17 protein-coding genes are annotated in these 18561 nt (G+C 76.0%); 11 read left to right on the top strand and 6 right to left on the bottom strand.

From position 1 onward, the window contains the following. Positions 1 to 23: 23 nt before the first annotated feature. The 3 genes from ACI79Z_RS00225 to deoC are packed head-to-tail and all read right to left on the bottom strand — an operon-like array spanning position 24 to position 3333. Positions 24 to 890, bottom strand: a complete 867-nt coding sequence (locus tag ACI79Z_RS00225) for an aldehyde dehydrogenase family protein (RefSeq protein WP_387987557.1) — start codon at positions 888 to 890, stop codon at positions 24 to 26. Further along, a complete protein-coding gene (locus ACI79Z_RS00220; RefSeq protein WP_456901355.1) occupies positions 887 to 2338 on the bottom strand; it encodes an aldehyde dehydrogenase family protein in 1452 nt (483 codons plus the stop codon). The genes ACI79Z_RS00225 and ACI79Z_RS00220 overlap by 4 nt, the downstream gene beginning before the upstream one ends. Beyond that, positions 2338 to 3333, bottom strand: coding sequence for a deoxyribose-phosphate aldolase (gene deoC, locus ACI79Z_RS00215; RefSeq protein ID WP_387987553.1), 996 nt, complete (start codon positions 3331 to 3333; stop codon positions 2338 to 2340). Before deoC ends, ACI79Z_RS00220 begins: the two co-directional genes overlap by 1 nt. An 81-nt stretch (positions 3334 to 3414) precedes the next feature. On the opposite strand from deoC, the gene ACI79Z_RS00210 reads away from it, so the two are divergent. From ACI79Z_RS00210 to ACI79Z_RS00185, 6 genes are all read left to right on the top strand, one after another. Then, positions 3415 to 4518, top strand: coding sequence for a calcium:proton antiporter (locus ACI79Z_RS00210; RefSeq protein ID WP_387987551.1), 1104 nt, complete (start codon positions 3415 to 3417; stop codon positions 4516 to 4518). Positions 4519 to 4535: 17 nt separating this feature from the next. Then, positions 4536 to 5159 carry a uracil phosphoribosyltransferase gene (upp, locus tag ACI79Z_RS00205; RefSeq protein ID WP_387987549.1) on the top strand — a complete coding sequence of 208 codons (624 nt, stop codon included), beginning with the start codon at positions 4536 to 4538 and terminating at the stop codon, positions 5157 to 5159. 2 nt (positions 5160 to 5161) lie between these two features. Beyond that, a complete protein-coding gene (locus ACI79Z_RS00200; protein WP_387987548.1) occupies positions 5162 to 6052 on the top strand; it encodes a Gfo/Idh/MocA family protein in 891 nt (296 codons plus the stop codon). 114 nt (positions 6053 to 6166) lie between these two features. Beyond that, positions 6167 to 6646, top strand: coding sequence for a DUF805 domain-containing protein (locus tag ACI79Z_RS00195; RefSeq protein WP_387987546.1), 480 nt, complete (start codon positions 6167 to 6169; stop codon positions 6644 to 6646). 38 nt (positions 6647 to 6684) lie between these two features. Beyond that, positions 6685 to 6813 carry a hypothetical protein gene (locus ACI79Z_RS00190; protein WP_456901354.1) on the top strand — a complete coding sequence of 43 codons (129 nt, stop codon included), beginning with the start codon at positions 6685 to 6687 and terminating at the stop codon, positions 6811 to 6813. A 25-nt stretch (positions 6814 to 6838) separates the two neighbouring features. Further along, the gene (locus tag ACI79Z_RS00185; protein WP_456901353.1) at positions 6839 to 7102 is read left to right on the top strand and encodes a hypothetical protein; all 264 of its coding nucleotides are present in this window, start codon (positions 6839 to 6841) and stop codon (positions 7100 to 7102) included. Between the two features lie 6 nt (positions 7103 to 7108). On the opposite strand, the gene ACI79Z_RS00180 is transcribed toward ACI79Z_RS00185, so the two are convergent. Genes ACI79Z_RS00180 through ACI79Z_RS00170 form a run of 3 tightly spaced genes read right to left on the bottom strand, consistent with a single transcriptional unit; the run spans position 7109 to position 10232 of the window. Further along, positions 7109 to 7801, bottom strand: a complete 693-nt coding sequence (locus ACI79Z_RS00180; RefSeq protein ID WP_456901352.1) for a haloacid dehalogenase type II — start codon at positions 7799 to 7801, stop codon at positions 7109 to 7111. 2 nt (positions 7802 to 7803) lie between these two features. After that, a complete protein-coding gene (locus ACI79Z_RS00175) occupies positions 7804 to 9435 on the bottom strand; it encodes a phospho-sugar mutase (protein ID WP_456901351.1) in 1632 nt (543 codons plus the stop codon). Beyond that, positions 9432 to 10232, bottom strand: coding sequence for a purine-nucleoside phosphorylase (locus ACI79Z_RS00170; RefSeq protein WP_387987536.1), 801 nt, complete (start codon positions 10230 to 10232; stop codon positions 9432 to 9434). Before ACI79Z_RS00170 ends, ACI79Z_RS00175 begins: the two co-directional genes overlap by 4 nt. A 159-nt stretch (positions 10233 to 10391) precedes the next feature. On the opposite strand from ACI79Z_RS00170, the gene ACI79Z_RS00165 reads away from it, so the two are divergent. The 5 genes from ACI79Z_RS00165 (at position 10392) to scpA (ending at position 18560) form a co-directional block, all read left to right on the top strand. Beyond that, positions 10392 to 11876, top strand: a complete 1485-nt coding sequence (locus ACI79Z_RS00165; RefSeq protein ID WP_456901350.1) for a hypothetical protein — start codon at positions 10392 to 10394, stop codon at positions 11874 to 11876. Positions 11877 to 11940: 64 nt separating this feature from the next. After that, positions 11941 to 13146 carry a glutamate--cysteine ligase gene (locus ACI79Z_RS00160; RefSeq protein ID WP_387987528.1) on the top strand — a complete coding sequence of 402 codons (1206 nt, stop codon included), beginning with the start codon at positions 11941 to 11943 and terminating at the stop codon, positions 13144 to 13146. Beyond that, entirely contained in the window at positions 13143 to 14402 is a 1260-nt protein-coding gene (locus tag ACI79Z_RS00155) for an amidohydrolase (RefSeq protein ID WP_387987526.1), read from the top strand. The genes ACI79Z_RS00160 and ACI79Z_RS00155 overlap by 4 nt, the downstream gene beginning before the upstream one ends. Before the next feature lie 40 nt (positions 14403 to 14442). Next, on the top strand, positions 14443 to 16356 hold the full coding sequence (locus tag ACI79Z_RS00150) for a methylmalonyl-CoA mutase subunit beta (protein ID WP_456901349.1): 1914 nt from the start codon (positions 14443 to 14445) through the stop codon (positions 16354 to 16356). Then, complete coding sequence (gene scpA / locus ACI79Z_RS00145) at positions 16353 to 18560, top strand: methylmalonyl-CoA mutase (protein WP_456901348.1); 2208 nt, start codon at positions 16353 to 16355, stop codon at positions 18558 to 18560. Before ACI79Z_RS00150 ends, scpA begins: the two co-directional genes overlap by 4 nt. Position 18561: the final 1 nt, after the last annotated feature.

Raw genomic sequence — 18561 nt, 5'->3', positions numbered from 1 at the left:
GCCCGGGAGCGCACCCGGGGGTTTCAGACCCCCTTCGGGTGCCACACCGTCTTGGTCTCCAGGAACCGCGTCATCCGGCCGGTGCCGGGGTCTGCGGTCCAGTCCGGCTCCTCCGCCGGCGGGCGCAGCACCCGCTTGATGCTGCCGGCCGCCAGCCGCTCGAGCTCCATGGCCCGGCCGGCGGGCGCGCCGGTCAGGTCGACGGCGTCGACGTCGTCGTGCTCGGCCAGCCAGGGGCCGATCTCGCCGGCGTCGCCGGTGAGCAGGTTGACCACGCCGCCGGGGACGTCGCTGGTGGCCAGCACCTCGCCGAGGGTGACCGCCGGCAGCGGGCGCTCGTGCGAGCTGACGACGACGGCGGTGTTGCCGCCCGCGAGCACCGGCGCCAGCACGCTGACCAGGCCGAGCAGCGACGAGCGCTGCGGGGCGAGGACCGCGACGACGCCGGTCGGCTCCGGCAGGGAGAAGTCGAAGAACGGCCCCGCGACCGGGTTGGCGCTGCCCAGGACGGCGGCCAGCTTGTCGGTCCACCCGGCGTACCAGACCCAGCGGTCGACGGCGGCGTCCACGACGGCGCGGGCGCGGCCGGCCGACAGCCCCTCGCCGGCGGCGACCTCCTCGCAGAACTGCGCGTGCCGGCCCTCCATCACCTCCGCGACCCGGTACAGGACCTGGCCGCGGTTGTAGGCGGTCGCGCGCGACCACTTCCCGAACGCGGCCCGCGCGGCGACCACGGCGTCGCGGGCGTCCTTGCGGGAGGCCAGCGCCGCGTTGGCGAGGAACGCGCCCCTGGCGTCGGTGACCTCGTAGGTGCGGCCGGACTCCGAGCGCGGGAAGGCCCCGTTCACGTACAGCTTGTAGGTCTTGCGGACCGCGAGACGGTCGCTCACCGGGAGCTCTCCTTCAGGTACGCGGCCAGCCCGTGCCGGCCGCCCTCGCGGCCGTAGCCGGACTGCTTGTAGCCGCCGAAGGGCGACGTCGGGTCGAACTGGTTGAACGTGTTGGCCCAGACCACGCCGGCGCGCAGCCGGTCGGCGATCGCGAGGATCCGCGAGCCCTTCTCGGTCCAGATGCCGGCCGACAGCCCGTAGGTGCTGTTGTTGGCCTTGGCCACCGCCTCGTCGGGCGTGCGGAAGGTCAGCACCGACAGCACCGGGCCGAACACCTCGTCGCGGGCGATCCGGTGGGCGGGGGAGACGTCGGTGAACACCGTCGGCGGGAACCAGAAGCCGCGGTCGGGCAGGTCGCAGGCCGGCTGCCAGCGCTGCGCGCCCTCCGCCTCGCCGATCTCCGACAGCTCCCGGATGCGGGCGAGCTGCTCGGCCGAGTTGATCGCGCCGATGTCGGTGTTCTTGTCCAGCGGGTCGCCCACCCGCAGCGTGCCGATCCGCCGCTGCAGCGAGGCGATGACCTCGTCGTGGACCGACTCCTGCACCAGCAGCCGGGAGCCCGCGCAGCAGACGTGGCCCTGGTTGAAGAAGATGCCGCGCACGATGCCCTCGACGGCCTGGTCGATCGGGGCGTCGTCGAAGACGATGTTGGCCGCCTTGCCGCCGAGCTCCAGGGTCAGCGCCTTGCGGGTGCCGGCGACGGCGCGGGCGATCGAGCGGCCGACCTCGGTCGAGCCGGTGAACGCGACCTTGTCGACGTCCTCGTGCTCGACGACGGCCCGGCCGGTGTCGCCGGCGCCGGTGACGACGTTGACCACGCCCGGCGGCAGGTCGGCCTGCCGGCACACCTCGGCGAACAGCAGCGCGGTCAGCGGGGTGGTCTCGGCCGGCTTGAGGACGACGGTGTTGCCGGTGGCCAGCGCCGGGGCGACCTTCCACGCCAGCATCAGCAGCGGGAAGTTCCACGGGATGACCTGGCCGGCCACGCCGTGCGGCCGCGGGTCGGTCCCGAGGCCCGCGTAGGCGAGCTTGTCGGCCCAGCCCGCGTGGTAGAAGAAGTGCGCCGCGGCCAGGGGGACGTCGACGTCGCGGGACTCCCGGATCGGCTTGCCGTTGTCCAGGGACTCCAGGACGGCGAACTCGCGGGCCCGCTCCTGCAGGATCCGCGCGATCCGGAACAGGTACTTGCCGCGGTCGGCCGGGCGCATCGGGCCCCACACGCGGGTGTACGCGCGGCGGGCGGCCCTCACGGCACGGTCGACGTCGGCCTCGGTGGCCACCGCGACCTCGCTGAGCACCTCCTCGGTGGCCGGGTTGACCGTCTTCATGGTCTCGCCGGAGCCGTCGACGAACTCGCCGTCGACGAACAGGCCGTAGGACGGCGCGACGTCGACGATCGACCGGGACTCGGGGGCGGGGGCGTACTCGAACAGGGGGCTGGTGGTCATCAGTCGACGCTCACGTGGTCGGGGCCGGAGTAGTGGCCGGTGCGCAGCTTCTGCCGCTGCAGGAGCAGGTCGTTGAGGAGGCTGGAGGCGCCGAGGCGGAACCAGTCGGGGGACAGCCAGTCGGCGCCGACGGTCTCGTTGACGAGCACCAGGTGCTTGATCGCGTCCTTGGTGGTGCGGATGCCGCCGGCGGGCTTGACGCCGACCTGCCGGCCGGTGGCGGCGCGGAAGTCGCGGACCGCCTCGAGCATCACCAGGCACACCGGCAGGGTGGCCGCGGGGGAGATCTTGCCGGTGGAGGTCTTGATGAAGTCGGCCCCGGCGAGCATCGCCAGCCACGAGGCGCGGCGGGCGTTGTCGTAGGTGACCAGCTCGCCGGTCTCGAGGATGACCTTGAGGTGCGCGTCCCCGCACGCCTCCTTGACCGCGACGACCTCGTCGAACACCTCCAGGTAGCGGCCGGACAGGAACGCGCCCCGGTCGATGACCATGTCGATCTCGTCAGCGCCGTTGCCCACGGCGTCGCGGACGTCGGCGAGCTTGACCTCCCGGCTGGCGCGGCCGCTGGGGAAGGCGGTGGCGACGGCGGCGACGTGGATGCCGGTGCCCGCCAGGGCCTCCCGCGCGACGCCCGCCAGGTCGCCGTAGACGCAGACGGCGGCGACCGACGGGGCGGTCGGGTCCTCGGGGTCGGGGCGGCGGGCCTTGGCGGCCAGCGAGCGGACCTTGCCGGGGGTGTCGGCGCCCTCGAGGGTGGTCAGGTCGACCATCGAGATCGCGGTGTCGATCGCCCAGGCCTTGGCCGTGGTCTTGATCGAGCGGGTGCCGAGGGTGGCGGCGCGCTGCTCGGCCCCCACCTGGTCGACGCCGGGCAGGCCGTGCAGGAAGGCGCGGAGGGCGGCGTCCGAGCGGGTCACGTCGTCGAACGGCGCCCCGGGCCCCGGGCCGGGCCGGGTCCCGGCCGCCAGCGTCCCGGGATCGAGCACGTGGGTCATGCGCCCATCCTCCCAGTGCGATCGGCCACTCCGGGACCGCGGTCACCCGGGGGAGCCGGCCGGGCATGGCAGCGTGGGGACATGGCCACGACGACGACGAGACCGGCCCTGCTGTCCTGGACCACCGTCGCGCCCGTGGCCGCGGTGGTCCTCCTGGCGCTCACCTGGGGAGGGGACCCCGGGGCGCTCGTGGTGGTGGTCGACGCGGTCGCCCTCGTCGGCGCGGTGCTGGCCGCCGTCCACCACGCCGAGGTGGTCGCCCACCGGGTGGGGGAGCCGTTCGGGTCGCTGGTGCTCGCCGTCGCGGTCACCGTGATCGAGGTCGGGCTGATCGTCACGCTGATGGCGTCCGGCGGGCCCGAGGCGGCGTCCCTGCCGCGGGACACGGTGTTCGCCGCGGTGATGATCACCTGCAACGGCATCCTCGGGCTGTCGGTGCTGCTGGGGGCGCTGCGGCACGACGTCGTCGTCTTCAACCGCGAGGGGGCCGGGGCGGCGCTGGCGACCGTGCTCACCCTCGCGGTGATGTGCCTGGTCCTGCCCACCTACACCACGAGCGTCAGCGGGCCGGAGTTCTCGACGGCGCAGCTGACCTTCGCCGCGCTCGCCTCGCTCGTGCTCTACGGCGCGTTCGTGGTCACCCAGACCGTCCGGCACCGCGACTTCTTCCTCCCCGTCCCCGTCGACGGCAGCCGCGACGACGAGGACGAGCACGCCGAGCCGCCGTCGAACCGGACCGCGCTGACCAGCCTCGGGCTGCTGCTGGTGGCGCTGGTCGCCGTCGTCGGGCTGGCGAAGGTGGAGTCGCCCGCCATCGAGGCCGGGGTGGCCGCGATCGGCTTCCCGCAGTCGTTCGTCGGCGTGGTGATCGCGCTGCTCGTGCTGGCCCCCGAGACGCTCGCGGCCGCCAACGCCGCCCGCCGCAACCGGCTGCAGACCAGCCTGAACCTGGCGTTCGGGTCGGCGATGGCGAGCATCGGGCTGACCATCCCGGCGATCGCGGTGGCCTCGATCTGGCTGGACGGGCCGCTGCTGCTCGGGCTCGGCGCCACGCAGATGGTGCTGCTCGCGGTGACCGTCGTCGTCGCGGTGCTCACCGTGGTGCCCGGCCGGGCGACCCGGCTGCAGGGCGTGGTCCACCTGGTCCTGCTGGCCGGCTTCCTGTTCCTGGCCGTCGCGCCCTGACCGTTACGGTGGCGCCCGTGCAGCTGACCGTCGTCGACCACCCGCTCGCCCGTGCCCGTCTGTCGCGGATGCGCGACGAGCGGACCGACAACGCCGCCTTCCGGGCGGCGCTGCGGGAGCTGACCCAGATGCTGGTGTACGAGGCCACGCGCGACCTCGCCGTCGCCGAGGAGCCGATCACCACCCCGGTGACGACGACGACCGGCTACCGGCTGGCCGCGCCGCCGCTGATCGTCCCGGTGCTGCGGGCCGGGCTGGGCATGGCCGACACCGCGCACGGGATGCTGCCGGAGTCGCAGATGGGCTTCGTCGGCCTGGCGCGCAACGAGGTGACCTTCCAGCCCGAGGCGTACATGGCCTCGCTGCCGGAGAGCCTGGTCGGCCGGCACGTGTTCGTGCTGGACCCGATGCTGGCCACCGGCGGCTCCCTGGTGCACTGTTGCACGCTGCTCACCGACCGCGGCGCCACCGAGATCACCGTGCTGTGCGCGCTGGCCGCGCCGGTCGGCCTGGAGCGGCTGGAGCAGAGCGGCCTGCCGCTGCGGGTGTTCACCGCCAGCGTCGACGAGGGCCTCAACGAGAAGGCGTACATCGTGCCGGGCCTCGGCGACGCCGGGGACCGCCAGTTCGGCGCGGTCTGACCGTGCGGTTCGCCGTCCTGGGCACCGGTCACTGGGCCCGCACCGTGCACGCGGCGGCGATCGCCGCGCACCCCACCGCGGAGCTCGCCGGGATCTGGGGCCGGGACGCGGGCAAGGCCGCCGAGGTGGGCGCGGAGTTCGACGTCCCCGGCACGGACGACCTCGCGGCGCTGCTGGAGCGGGTCGACGCGGTGTCGGTCGCCGTCCCGCCGGACGTGCAGGTGCCCCTGGCCGAGCAGGCGGCCGCCGCAGGCCGGCACCTGCTGCTGGAGAAGCCGATCGGGCTGACCGTCGACGAGGCCGACCGGGTGGTGACGGCGGTGCGGTCCGCGGGGGTCGCCTCGGTCGTGTTCTTCACCTTCCGGTTCCAGGCGCAGACGACGTCGTGGCTGGCCCAGGCGGGCCGCACCCGGCTGGCCGGCGGCGCCGCCTCGTGGCTGTCGGCGCTGGCCGGGAGCCCGTTCGACTCGGCCTGGCGCCGCCGGTACGGGGCGCTGTGGGACATCGGCCCGCACGCGCTGTCGCTGCTGGTGCCGGCGCTGGGCCCGGTGGTGTCGGTGCAGGCGGGCGCAGGCGCCGGCGACACCGTGCACCTGGTCCTCCAGCACGCCACCCCCGGCGTGGCCTCGACCGTCACGCTGTCGCACACGGTGGCGCCGCTGGCCACCGGCATCGAGTTCTCCGTCCACGGCGACGCCGGGCGGCTGGTGCTCCTGCCCGACACCGAGAGCCCGGTCGCGTCGCTGACGGCGGCGGTCGACGAGCTCACCGCGGCGGCGGTCACCGGCGGCACGCACCCCTGCGACGTCGGCTTCGGCCGCGAGGTCGTCGTCGTGCTGGCCGCCGCCGAGCGGGCGCTGGCCTCGGGCTGCCGGGAGGACGTCCCCGCCTGAGCCCGACTTGCGGCGCGGCCTCCAGTCGCGCGCAAGGGCCGGACAAGCAGCGGCCGACACCGTCTCCCCCGACGACAGGGAGCCCCGGCACCCGGGGCCGGACAGGGAGACGACATGAGCGAGTACCCGTACCTCGGCCACGACCGCGCGAACCCGCAGGCTTCCTCGCACGGCAGCTGGTACGTGCGGCGCGGCCGGATCGACCGGCGCACCTACTGGCTGCACTACGCGCTGCCGCTGTGGGCGGCGAGCGTCGCGGCGGTCTGGGCCGACATCGCCCTGGGGACCGCCTGGTACACGGCCGGCTACGAGTCCTACGGCTACTACTCCTACAGCGCCGACGTCAGCTTCTCGGGCGGGCCGATCACCCTGCTGGTCTCGCTGGCGCTGTTCGCGCCCTCGATCAGCGCGGCGGTGACCCGGCTGCACGACACCGGCCGCTCGGGCTGGTTCCTGCTGTGGGGCCTGGTCCCGGTCGCCGGCGCGATCGTCCTGCTCGTGGTGCTCGGCTTCTCGGCGGGCGAGCCCGGCCGCAACCAGTACGACGGGACCCCGTACCCGGTCCGGCGGGAGCCGCGGCTCGCGACCCGGTGACACCGGTTGACCGGACGGGTCGGCCCGGAGGGGTGCGGATGACCTCCTCCCGGCCGGCTGCCGCCCTGGCCGACGCCGCGCGGCGCCGGCGGGCGCTGCCGGTGGGGGAGAGCTGGACCCTCGAGTGGTCCCCGCCGCAGGCCCGCCCGGGGCGACGCCGCAGGTGAGGGACCCGTCCGGCACACTCCGGGCGTGATCATCGTGCTGGTCGGGGCGGTCGTGCTGGCGCCGGTCGTCGTCATGGCCGACCTCCGCCGCTGGCGCCCCCTGCCGGTGCTGCTGTGGCTGCTCGGCACCGCCGCCGTGGTGCTGTGGGTCGAGACCCGCGACGCCGCCGGGGAGCAGCGGGGCCTGCTCACCGGGATCGGCTGGCTGGTCCTCGGAGTGCTCTGCGGAGGGGGTTCCGTGGCCGCGGGGCGGCGCGGCACCGGCACCCGGCCCCGGCACGGGGACTGACGGGCCTCAGCAGCCGAGCGCGCCGGCCAGCTCCTCGAGCGAGGACACCGACAGGTCGGCGCCGGGGTCGCGCTCCGGCGGCACGCGCGTCCCGCCGAACTCGTCGGGCCGGTGCACGTACGCCGTCCGGAGGCCGCGGGCGCGCGCCGCGGCCAGGTCGTCGACGTGCGCGGCCACCACGAGCACCGCCGACGGCGGCAGCGCGAGCAGCCGCGCCGCCGCGTCGTAGACCTCCGGGTCGGGCTTGTAGCGGCCGACGACCTCGGCGCCGAGCACGAGGTCCCAGGGCAGCCCGGCCCGCCGCGCCAGGTCCACCTGCAGCCGCACCCCGCCGTTGGACAGCGGCGCCAGCACGAACCGCTGCCGCAGCCGGGTCAGGCCCGGCACCGCGTCCGGCCACGGGTCGAGCCGGTGCCAGGCCAGCACCAGCTCGGCGGCGACGTCGTCGGGGACGGGGCCCGCGCCCACCTCGGCCAGCGCCTCCGGCAGCGACTCGCGGTGCAGCACGTCGAGCGGGACGAACGGCCGCCCGCCGGAGCGCACCTCCTCCATGGACGGCCGGTACCGCGCCCGCCAGGCGTCGGCGAACGCGTGCGCGTCGACGTCCGGGCCGAGGAGCCGGGCCGCCTCCCGGGCCACGCCGGCGCGCCAGTCCACGACCGTGCCGAACACGTCGAAGGCCAGCGCGCCGACGTCCACGGCTACAGCCCCAGCGCGTGCGCCATCTCGCCGCGCAGCTGGTCGAGCTCGTCCGCGCCGCGGCCGCGGGCGGCGATGACCCCGGCGTCGTCGTGCACCGGGACCACCGTCTCCAGGTACGCCTTGAGCTTGGGCTCGGTGCCGCTGGGCCGGACCACCACGCGGACGCCGTCGCCGAGCAGCCGCACGGCGTCGACCGGCGGGTCCTCGGCCAGCAGGTCGGTGGCGGTGACCTCGCGGCCGAGCAGCCGGGCCGGCGGGTCGGCGCGCAGCCGCTCCATGGCGTCGGAGATCAGCGACAGGTCCTCCACCCGCACCGACAGCTGGCCGGTGGCGAACAGCCCGTGCTCGCGGGCCAGCTCGTCGAGCCGGTCGACCAGGGTGCGGCCGGTCTGCCCCAGCTCGGCGGCCAGCAGCGCGACGGCGAGGGCGGCGGAGATGCCGTCCTTGTCGCGGGCCACCTCCGGGGTGACCGCGTAGCCCAGGGCCTCCTCGTAGCCGAACACCAGCGGCTCGGCGTCGGTGCCGGCGCGGATGATCCACTTGAAGCCGGTCGGCGTCTCGGCGAACCGCACGCCGTGCGCCTCCGCGAGCGCGGCCAGCAGCGAGCCGCTGACCAGCGAGGCCGCGTAGGTGCCGCGCACGCCGCGGCGCAGCAGCCAGTCGGCGAGCAGCGCGCCCACCTCGTCGCCGGTGAGCTGCCGGCCGTCGCACACCACCGAGCAGCGGTCGGCGTCGGGGTCCTCGGCGATGGCGACGTCGGCGCCGCAGCGGTCGGCCAGCGCGAGCAGCAGGTCGACCGCGCCGGGCTCCTCGGGGTTGGGGAAGGCGACCGTCGGGAACGCCGGGTCGGGGGCGTCCTGCTCGGGGACGCTGACCGGCGGGGCGAACCCGGCGGCGGCGAACACCGCCCGCGTGGTGGCCGCGCCGACGCCGTGCATCGCGGTGTAGGCCACGGTGAGGCCGGCCCGCGCGGCGGCGTCCACCCGCTCGGGCTGCAGCGCCCGCACGACGGCGGCCACGTACCCGGCCTCGACGTCGTCGCCGAGGGTCGTCCACGCGTCGGAGGTGGGCACCTCGCCCGCCGGGCCGACGGCGGCGATCGCGGCCTCGATCTCCCGGTCGGCCGGCGGCACGAGCTGGGCGCCGTCGGCGAGGTAGACCTTGTAGCCGTTGTCCTGCGGCGGGTTGTGGCTGGCGGTGACCATCACGCCGGCGACGCAGCCCAGCGACCGGACCGCCGACGACAGCACCGGCGTGGGCAGCGGCCGCGGCAGCACCGAGACGGCGAACCCGGCGGCCGACAGCACCGCGGCGGTGACCCGGGCGAACTCGTCGGAGCGGCGCCGGGCGTCGAACCCGACGACGACGGCCCCGCCGCCGTGCCCGTGCGCGGTCAGCCAGGCGCCCAGCCCGGCGGCCGCCCGGGTGACGACGGCGGCGTTCATGCCGGCCGGCCCGGCGCGCAGCGGCCCGCGCAGCCCGGCGGTGCCGAAGGTCAGCGGCCCGGCGAAGCGGCGCTCGAGCTCGGCGGTGTCCCCGACGGCGACCAGGGCCTCGATCTCGGCGCGGTCGCCGGGGTGCGGGTCGGCCGCGGCCCAGGCCCGGGCGGCGTCCACGACCGAGCCGGTCACGGCAGGCGCCCGATGAACTCGACCAGGAACTCGCCGAGCCGCCCGGCCGCCGCCCTGCCCGCGGCGAGCACCTCCTCGTGGTCCAGCTTCTCGCCGGTGATGCCGGCCGCGGCGTTGGTGACCATCGACAGCCCCAGCACCTCCATCCCGGCGGCACGGGCGGCGATCGCCTCGAGCGCCGTGGACATGCCCACCAGGTCGGCGCCGAGGCCGCGCAGCATGCGGATCTCGGCCGGCGTCTCGTAGTGCGGGCCGGGCAGCGCGGCGTAGACGCCCTCGGTGAGGTCCGGGTCGAGGGAGCGGGCCAGCTCGCGCAGCCGCGCGGAGTACAGGTCGGTGAGGTCGACGAACGTGGCGCCGACCAGCGGCGAGCGGGCGGTGAGGTTGAGGTGGTCGCTGATGAGGACCGCCTGGCCGACCCGGTGGTCGGGCGCCAGCCCGCCGGCGGCATTGGTGAGGACGACGGTGCGCACGCCGGCCGCGGCGGCGGTGCGGATCCCGTGCACCACCGGCTCGACGCCGCGGCCCTCGTAGAGGTGCGTGCGGCCGAGGAAGAGCAGCACCCGCCGGTCGCCGACGCGCACCGACCGCACCTGCCCGCCGTGCCCGACGGCCGTGGGGGCGGCGAAGCCGGGCAGCTCGCCGATGGCGACGGAGGCCGCGGGCTCGCCGAAGGCGTCGGCCGCGGGGGCCCAGCCCGAGCCCATGACGACGGCGACGTCGTGGCCGTTCCCCAGGGCTGCGGTCAGGTCGGCGGCGGCGGTGGCGGCCAGGGCCGCGGGATCGGGTGCGCTCACCGGGCGACGCTAACCCAGCGCCGTCGCGGCGACCCCGGCCGACGTCCCCACCGGCCGAGGCGGTCACCGGGGGCGCGGCCGCCGTCGAACCACTCGTCCCCGTCGTCCCCGGCCGCGTGTCGGCCGGGGACGACGGGCCGGCTCCCGGACCATGGCTCGGTGCAGCGAACGGTCATCGACGGCGTCCCGGTGTTCACCGCCGGCGGGCGGGAGCGGACGACGGCGGCTCTGGTGTTCGGCGTCGGCCTGCGCGACGAGACGTTCTCGACCATCGAGGTCACCCACCTCGTCGAGCACCTGGCCATGGCCGCGCTCCCGCGCACGCACCTGCGCTGCAACGCCGTCACCGACGTCGACAGCACCGCCTTCTTCGCCACCGGCCGCCCGGACGCCGTCGCCGCCTTCCTCGAGGGCGTCTGCCGCGCCCTGGCCGACCTGCCCACCGAGCGCCTGGCCGCCGAGGCCGGCGTGCTGCAGGCCGAGGGCTGCGGCACCGGCTCCTCCACGGTCAGCGCGCTGTGGGCCGCGCGCTACGGCCTGACCGGCCCGGGCCTGACCGTGTCGGCGGGGCCGGGCCCGGAGTACCTGACCGAGGAGACCGTCCGGGCGCACGCCGCCCGCTGGTTCGTCCGCTCCAACGCCGCGGTGTGGTGCCACGGCCCGCTGCCCGAGGGCCTGCGGCTGCCGCTGCCCGACGGGCCGCGCCCGGTGCGCCGGGTGCCGCCGCCGCGCCCGCAGGACGGGCCGGTCTGGACGCACACCGACGCCCCCGGCGTCGGGCTGCTGCTGGCCACCGACACCCCCGGCGACCCCGCGCTGGCGATCGGCGTCGACGTGCTCGAGGACCGGCTGCGCGAGCGGGCGCGGCACGGCCGCGGGCTGTCCTACGGCGTCGACTCCCTCACCCTCGACCTCGCGCCCGGCCGGCGCGAGGTGGCGGTCGTGGTCGACGCCCGGACCGGCCGCGGCGCCGAGGTCGCCGGGCTGCTGTGGGAGACGTTCGCCGGGCTGTGCGCCGACGGGCCGGACGCCGCGGAGGTCGCGCACGCCGTCGCGGGACTGGAGGCCGAGCTCGACGACGAGGACGCCGTCGGCACGGAGCTGGCCGACGCCGCCTACTGCGCGGCCACCGGCCTGCCGTTCCGCCCGGCCGCGGACACCCTCGCCGCCTGGCGCGCGGTGACGCCGGCGCGGGTGACCGCGGCGCTGCGCCGCGCCGCGGCCACCGCCGTCCTCGGCGTCCCCGACACCGCGGCCTGGGACGGCCCGGCCGGCGTCGCCCGCCGCCCGCTGTGCGGCACCCTCCCGGAGCTGCCGGCCGGCACGGTGTTCCGCCCGCCGCTGCTGCGCCGGCTGCTCGACCCGGCCGCGCGGGTGGCCCTGGTCGTCTCCGAGGACGGCCTCGCCCACACCGACGCCGACGGCGACGTGCACGGCATCCCGTGGTCGCGGGTCGAGGCCGTGGTGCCCACCGACGACGGCCGCGGCGTCTCCGTCGTCGGCCGCGACCTGTGCGGTGTGCGCGTCCACCCCGACCTGTACGGGCGCCGCGCCGTCGCGGCGGTCACCGGCCGGGTGCCGCCCGCCGCGCTGCTGCCGCGGCCGCGGACCCCGGAACCGGGCACCGTCCCCGCGGTGGTCTGAGTCCACCGGGGGATCCGCGCTGTCCAGGGGGTGCGGGAGCGCCGATCTCCCTATCCTCGGCAGCGTGCAGATCCCGTTCTCCTCCTCGGAACGCTCCAGCCTGGGTGTGGAGTGGGAGCTGCAGCTCGTGGACCGGGAGAGCCGGGAGCTCACCGCCGGGGCGACGGAGATCCTCGAGGAGATCCGCCCCGACGGCGCCGAGGAGCACCCGAAGGCCAAGCACGAGCTGCTGCAGTCGACCGTCGAGGTCATCACCGGCGTGTGCACCACCGTCGAGGAGGCCACCGCCGACCTCGCCGGCACGGTCGCCGAGGTGGCCGCCGCCGCCGACCGCCGCGGCCTGGGCCTGCTGTGCGCCGGCACCCACCCGTTCACCGACTGGCAGACCCAGCTGATCTCGCCCAAGGAGCGGTACCTGCACCTGGTCGAGCGGATGCAGTGGCTGGCCCGGCGGCTGCAGATCTTCGGGGTCCACGTGCACGTCGGCGTCCGCTCGCCGGACAAGGCGATGCCGATCGTCAACGCGCTCACCCAGTACGTGCCGCACTTCCTCGCGCTGTCGGCGTCCTCGCCGTTCTGGGTCGGCTGCGACACCGGGCTGGCCTCGGCGCGCAGCAAGGTCTTCGAGGCCATGCCGACGGCGGGGCTGCCCACCCAGCTGCCCGACTGGGCCGGCTTCGAGACCTACATGGAGACGCTGATCTCCACCGGGGCCATCGAGAGCGTGCGCGAGGTGTGGTGGGACATCCGCCCGCACCCGGGCTTCGGCACCGTGGAGCTGCGCATCTGCGACGGCCTGCCCACGCTCGAGGAGGTCGGCGTCGTCGCGGCGCTGTCGCAGTGCCTGGTCGAGCAGTTCGACACCCAGCTCGACCGCGGCTACACGCTGCCCACCCCGCCGAGCTGGGTGGTGAAGGAGAACAAGTGGCGCGCGGCCCGCTGGGGCCTGGACGCCGACGTGGTGGTGGACGAGAAGGGAACGGTGCGCCCGGTGCGGCAGGCGCTGCTCGACCTCGCCGAGGAGCTGGGCCCGACGGCGAAGCGGCTGGGCTGCGAGGCGGAGCTCGCGGGCGTCGAGCGGGTGCTCGCCGTCGGCGCCTCCTACCAGCGGCAGCGGGCCGCGGCGCTGGCGTCCGGCGGCGACCTGCGCGCCGTCGTCGACGGGCTGCTCGCCGAGCTCCGGGACGGCCTGCCCACCTCCGGGCCGGCCGCCGGCCCCGACGGTCCCGTCCCCGGCCCGGCGGCGTGCGCCGGCGGCCACGCCGCATGACCCGGACCCCCGAGGAACTGGCCGCCGGGCTCGACGCGTGGGTGGCCGACCGCAACGACTCCCTGGTCGGCGTGCGCCGGCACCTGCACATGCACCCCGAGCTGGCCTTCGCCGAGGTGGAGACGACGGCGTTCCTCGAGCAGCGGCTCGCCGGCGCCGGGCTCGCGCCGCGCCGGCTGCCCAGCGGGACCGGGCTGGTGGTGGAGGTCGGGTCCGGCGACCCGACGGTGGTGCTGCGCGCCGACATCGACGCGCTGCCGCTGGCCGACCTCAAGGACGTCCCCTACGCCTCCACCCGCGAGGGCATGTGCCACGCCTGCGGCCACGACGTGCACACCACCGTGCTGCTCGGCGCCACGCTGGCGCTGGCCGCGCTGGACGACCTGCCGGGCACGGTGCGCTGCGTGTTCCAGCCGGCCGAGGAGACCGTCCCCGGCGGCGCGACGCACGTGGTGGCGGCCGGCGTCCTCGACGGCGCGTCCCGGGCGTTCGCGCTGCACTGCGACCCGGCGATCCCGGCGGGCACCGTCGGCCTGCGCACCGGCTCGATCACCGCCGCCTGCGACCGCATCGACGTCACGCTCACCGGCCCCGGCGGGCACACCGCCCGCCCGCAGCTGACCGTGGACCTGGTCGACGCCCTCGGCCGCCTGGTCACCGGGCTGCCCGGGCTGCTGTCGCGCAAGGTCGACCCGCGGGCCGGGTTCTCGCTGGTGTGGGGCGCGGTCAACGCCGGGGTCGCGGCCAACGCCATCCCGCAGCGGGGCACCCTGCGCGGCACCGTGCGGGTGCTCGACCGCGACGAGTGGCAGCGCGCCGAGGGGCTGCTGCGCGGGTTGGTCGAGCAGGTGGTGGCGCCCACCGGCGCCGGCGTCGAGGTGGAGTACGTGCCCGGCGTGCCGCCGGTGGTCAACGACCCGCGCGCGGTGGCGCTGCTGCGCACCGCGGCGCTGCAGACCGTCGGCAGCGAGAACCTGCGCCAGTCGCCGCAGAGCATGGGCGGGGAGGACTTCGGCTGGTTCGCCGACGTGCTGCCGATCGCGCTGGCCCGCCTGGGCACCCACGGCGGCGGCGCGCCTCTGGACCTGCACCGCGGCACCTTCGACGTCGACGAGCGGGCCATCGGGGTCGGCATCCGGCTGATGGTGCGCACCGCGCTGCAGGCGCTGACCGCCGCCGCCGGGACGTCGGGGTCGGCCGCCGGGGCGCCCGGTCCGGGCCACCCCGCGCGTCCACGGTCGGGGGAGCGCCGGTAGAACCTTCCCCGACCGAGCATCCGATGCGGGGAGTTCACCGATGAGCGCCACCGACACCGCGACGCCCGGCGAGGACGAGGTCCCCGCCGAGCACGAGGTGCCCGACGAGCTGTCCCTCGCCGGCGACTTCCCGCCGGTCGGCCGCGAGCAGTGGCGCGAGCTGGTGGCCGGGGTCCTGCGCAAGGCGGGCCGCGAGGAGCTGCCCGACCCGGTCGAGGACGCGCTGCGCCGCACGGTGGCCACCGGCGTCAGCGTCGCGCCGCTCTACACCGCCGACGACGCCGGCGACCTCCCGACGGCGGTCGGTGTGCCCGGCCTGCCGCCGTTCGTCCGCGGCGCCCGCGCCGGCTCCTCGCCCGACAGCGGCGTGCCCGCGGGCTGGGACGTCCGGCAGCGGCACGCCCACCCCGACGTCGCGGTCACGCGGGAGGCGGTCGCCGCCGACCTGGAGAACGGCGTCACCTCGCTGTGGCTGCACCTCGGCGAGGGCGCGGTGCCCGTGGACGCCCTCGGCGACGTGCTCGCCGACGTCTACCTCGACCTCGCGCCGGTCGCCGTCTCCGGCGGGCTCCCGGCCGCCGAGGCGCTGCTGGCGCTGGCCGGCGACCGCACCGACCTGGCACCCGGCGGTTCTCTGGGTCTCGACCCGCTCGGCGACCAGGCCGCCTCGGGGGAGGAGCAGGACCTCGCCGTCCTGGCCGACGTCGCCCGGCGGACCCCGGCGGGCTGGCGCACCGTCGTCGTCGACGCGACCGTGTACGCCGACGCCGGCGCGACCGCCGTCGAGGAGCTCGGCTGCTCGCTGGCCGCCGGGGTGGCCTACCTGCGGGCGCTCACCGACGGCGGGCTGGCCGTGGACGAGGCGTTCGAGCGCATCGAGTTCCGCTACTCCGCCCCGGCCGACCAGTTCACGACGATCGCCGCGCTGCGCGCCGCCCGCCGGCTGTGGGACCGGGTCGGCGAGGTCAGCGGCGCGTCGGAGGCGGCCCGGGCGCAGCGCCAGCACGCGGTGACGTCGTCGGTGATGACGACGAGGCGCGACCCCTGGGTGAACATGCTGCGCACCACCGTCGCCTGCTTCGCCGCGGGCGTGGGCGGGGCCGACGTCGTCACCGTGCAGCCCTTCGACGCCGCGCTCGGCCTGCCAGACGCCTTCTCCCGGCGGATCGCGCGCAACACCCAGAGCCTGCTGGTCGAGGAGGGGCACCTGGCCCGCGTGCTCGACCCGGCCGGCGGCTCCTGGTACGTCGAGTCGCTCACCGAGGACCTCGCGCAGGCCGCGTGGGCCTGGTTCACCGAGGTCGAGCGGGCCGGCGGGCTGGCCGCGGCGCTGGCCTCGGGGCTGGTCCGCGACCGGCTGGCCGCCGCCTGGGACGCCCGCGCGAAGCGGCTGGCGACGCGCAGCGACGCGATCACCGGCGTCAGCGAGTTCCCCGACCTGACCGAGAAGCTGCCCGAGCGGCAGCCGGCGGCCGACCTGCACCCCACCGGCGGGCTGCCCCGGGTGCGGGCCGCGCAGGAGTACGAGGAGCTGCGCGACCGCGCCGACGCCGCCGGCCGGCGGCCGCAGGTGTACCTCGCCACCATCGGACCGATCGCGCGGCACACCGCGCGGGCCTCCTTCGCCGGCAACCTGTTCCAGGCCGGCGGCGTGGCCACCCCGGCCGCCGACGGCGCGTCCGGGTTCGCCGACGCCGGGACGACGGTCGCCTGCATCTGCGGCACCGACGCCGACTACGCGGAGGCCGCCGCCGCGCTGGCCGCCGAGCTGCGGGCCGCCGGCGCGGAGCACGTGTGGCTGGCCGGGAAGCCCTCGCTCGGGGTGGACGGCGTGGACGGGTACGTGTACGCCGGGTGTGACGCACTCGAGGTGCTCAGGACCGTGCACGGGCAACTCGGCTTGACGGCAGAGACGGCCGTCTCTGCCGCTTCCTCGGAGGAGGAGCGGGCATGAGCGGGATCCCCGACTTCGGCGGCGTCGAGCTGGGCCGCCCGGCGGCGCACGCCGGTGCCGACGACTGGGCCAAGGCGTTCGAGGGGGCGACCGGGCGCGGCGTGGAGGAGGCGACCTGGGAGACCCCCGAGGGCATCGCCGTCCCGCCGCTGGCCACCCCGGCCGACCTGGCCGGGCTGGACTTCCTGCAGACCTACCCCGGCCTGCCGCCCTACCTGCGCGGGCCCTACCCGACCATGTACACGACCCAGCCGTGGACGGTCCGCCAGTACGCGGGCTTCTCCACCGCGGCGGAGTCCAACGCCTTCTACCGGCGCAACCTCGCCGCCGGGCAGAAGGGCCTGTCGGTCGCCTTCGACCTGCCCACCCACCGCGGCTACGACTCCGACCACCCGCGGGTGGTCGGCGACGTCGGCATGGCCGGGGTGGCGATCGACTCGATCCTGGACATGCGGCAGCTGTTCGACGGCATCCCGCTGGACCGGATGAGCGTCTCGATGACCATGAACGGCGCCGTGCTGCCGGTGCTGGCGCTCTACGTCCTCGCCGCCGAGGAGCAGGGGGTGAGGCCGGACCAGCTCACGGGGACCATCCAGAACGACATCCTCAAGGAGTTCATGGTCCGCAACACCTACATCTACCCGCCGAAGCCGTCGATGCAGATCATCAGCGACATCTTCGCCTTCACCTCGGCGGAGATGCCGCGCTTCAACTCGATCTCCATCTCCGGCTACCACATCCAGGAGGCCGGGGCGACGGCCGACCTGGAGCTGGCCTACACCCTCGCCGACGGCGTCGAGTACCTGGGCGCGGGCAAGGCCGCGGGCCTGGACATCGACGCGTTCGCGCCGCGGCTGTCGTTCTTCTGGGCCATCGGCATGAACTTCTTCATGGAGGTCGCCAAGCTCCGCGCCGGGCGGCTGCTGTGGGCGCGGCTGGTGAAGGAGGCCGGCGCGCAGAAGGACAAGTCGCTGTCGTTGCGCACCCACTCGCAGACCTCGGGCTGGTCGCTGACCGCGCAGGACGTCTACAACAACGTCGTCCGCACCTGCCTGGAGGCGATGGCCGCCACCCAGGGGCACACCCAGTCGCTGCACACCAACGCCCTCGACGAGGCGCTGGCGCTGCCCACCGACTTCTCCGCGCGGATCGCCCGCAACACCCAGCTGCTGCTGCAGCAGGAGTCGGGGACGACGCGGGTGATCGACCCGTGGGGCGGCTCGGCGTACGTGGAGAAGCTGACCTACGACCTGGCCCGCCGCGCCTGGGCGCACATCCAGGAGGTCGCCGAGCACGGCGGCATGGCGCAGGCCATCGACGACGGCATCCCGAAGCTGCGCATCGAGGAGGCCGCCGCCCGCACGCAGGCGCGCATCGACTCCGGCCGCCAGCCGGTGATCGGCGTCAACAAGTACCGGGTCGAGGCCGACGAGGCGATCGAGGTGCTGCGCGTCGACAACGCCGACGTGCTCGCCCAGCAGAAGGCGAAGCTCGCCGAGCTCCGGGCGTCCCGGGACGACTCCGCCGTGCGCGACGCGCTGCGCCGGCTCACCGACGCCGCCCGCGCCGCGGCGGAGGGACGGCGCGGGCGCGACCTCGACTCCAACCTGCTCAAGCTCGCCGTCGACGCGGCGCGGGCCAAGGCGACCGTCGGGGAGATCTCCGACGCGCTCGAGGAGGTCTACGGGCGGCACTCCGGTCAGGTGCGCACCATCTCCGGTGTGTACCGCGACGAGGCCGGCCGCTCGGGGCCGCTCGAGGAGACCCGCCGGATGACCGAGGCGTTCGAGGAGGCGGAGGGACGGCGCCCCCGCATCCTGGTCGCCAAGATGGGCCAGGACGGCCACGACCGCGGCCAGAAGGTGATCGCCACCGCGTTCGCCGACCTCGGCTTCGACGTCGACGTCGGTCCGCTGTTCCAGACGCCGGAGGAGGTCGCGCGGCAGGCGGTCGAGGCCGACGTGCACGTCGTCGGCGTCTCGTCGCTGGCCGCCGGGCACCTGACGCTGGTGCCGGCGCTGCGCGACGCGCTGGCCGAGCTCGGGGCCGACGACGTCCTGGTCGTGGTCGGCGGGGTCATCCCGCCCGACGACGTGCCGCGGCTCGAGGAGATGGGCGCGGCCGCGGTGTTCCCGCCGGGCACGGTCATCGCCGAGGCGGCGCAGGAGCTGCTGCGGACGCTGTCCCAGCGCCTCGGTCACTAGG

This window comes from Geodermatophilus sp. SYSU D00663 (genome assembly GCF_054050655.1).
This window is presented reverse-complemented; position numbering and strand designations above follow the sequence as displayed.

Bases quoted from the DNA above. Each gene is read 5' to 3' on its own strand.
- ACI79Z_RS00220 (WP_456901355.1), bottom strand. From the start codon at position 2,338: ATGACCACCAGCCCCCTGTTCGAGTACGCCCCCGCCCCCGAGTCCCGG.
- ACI79Z_RS00195 (WP_387987546.1), top strand. From the start codon at position 6,167: ATGAGCGAGTACCCGTACCTCGGCCACGACCGCGCGAACCCGCAGGCT.
- scpA (WP_456901348.1), top strand. From the start codon at position 16,353: ATGAGCGGGATCCCCGACTTCGGCGGCGTCGAGCTGGGCCGCCCGGCG.
- ACI79Z_RS00190 (WP_456901354.1), top strand. From the start codon at position 6,685: ATGACCTCCTCCCGGCCGGCTGCCGCCCTGGCCGACGCCGCGCGGCGC.
- ACI79Z_RS00150 (WP_456901349.1), top strand. From the start codon at position 14,443: ATGAGCGCCACCGACACCGCGACGCCCGGCGAGGACGAGGTCCCCGCC.
- ACI79Z_RS00210 (WP_387987551.1), top strand. From the start codon at position 3,415: ATGGCCACGACGACGACGAGACCGGCCCTGCTGTCCTGGACCACCGTC.
- ACI79Z_RS00155 (WP_387987526.1), top strand. From the start codon at position 13,143: ATGACCCGGACCCCCGAGGAACTGGCCGCCGGGCTCGACGCGTGGGTG.
- deoC (WP_387987553.1), bottom strand. From the start codon at position 3,333: ATGACCCACGTGCTCGATCCCGGGACGCTGGCGGCCGGGACCCGGCCC.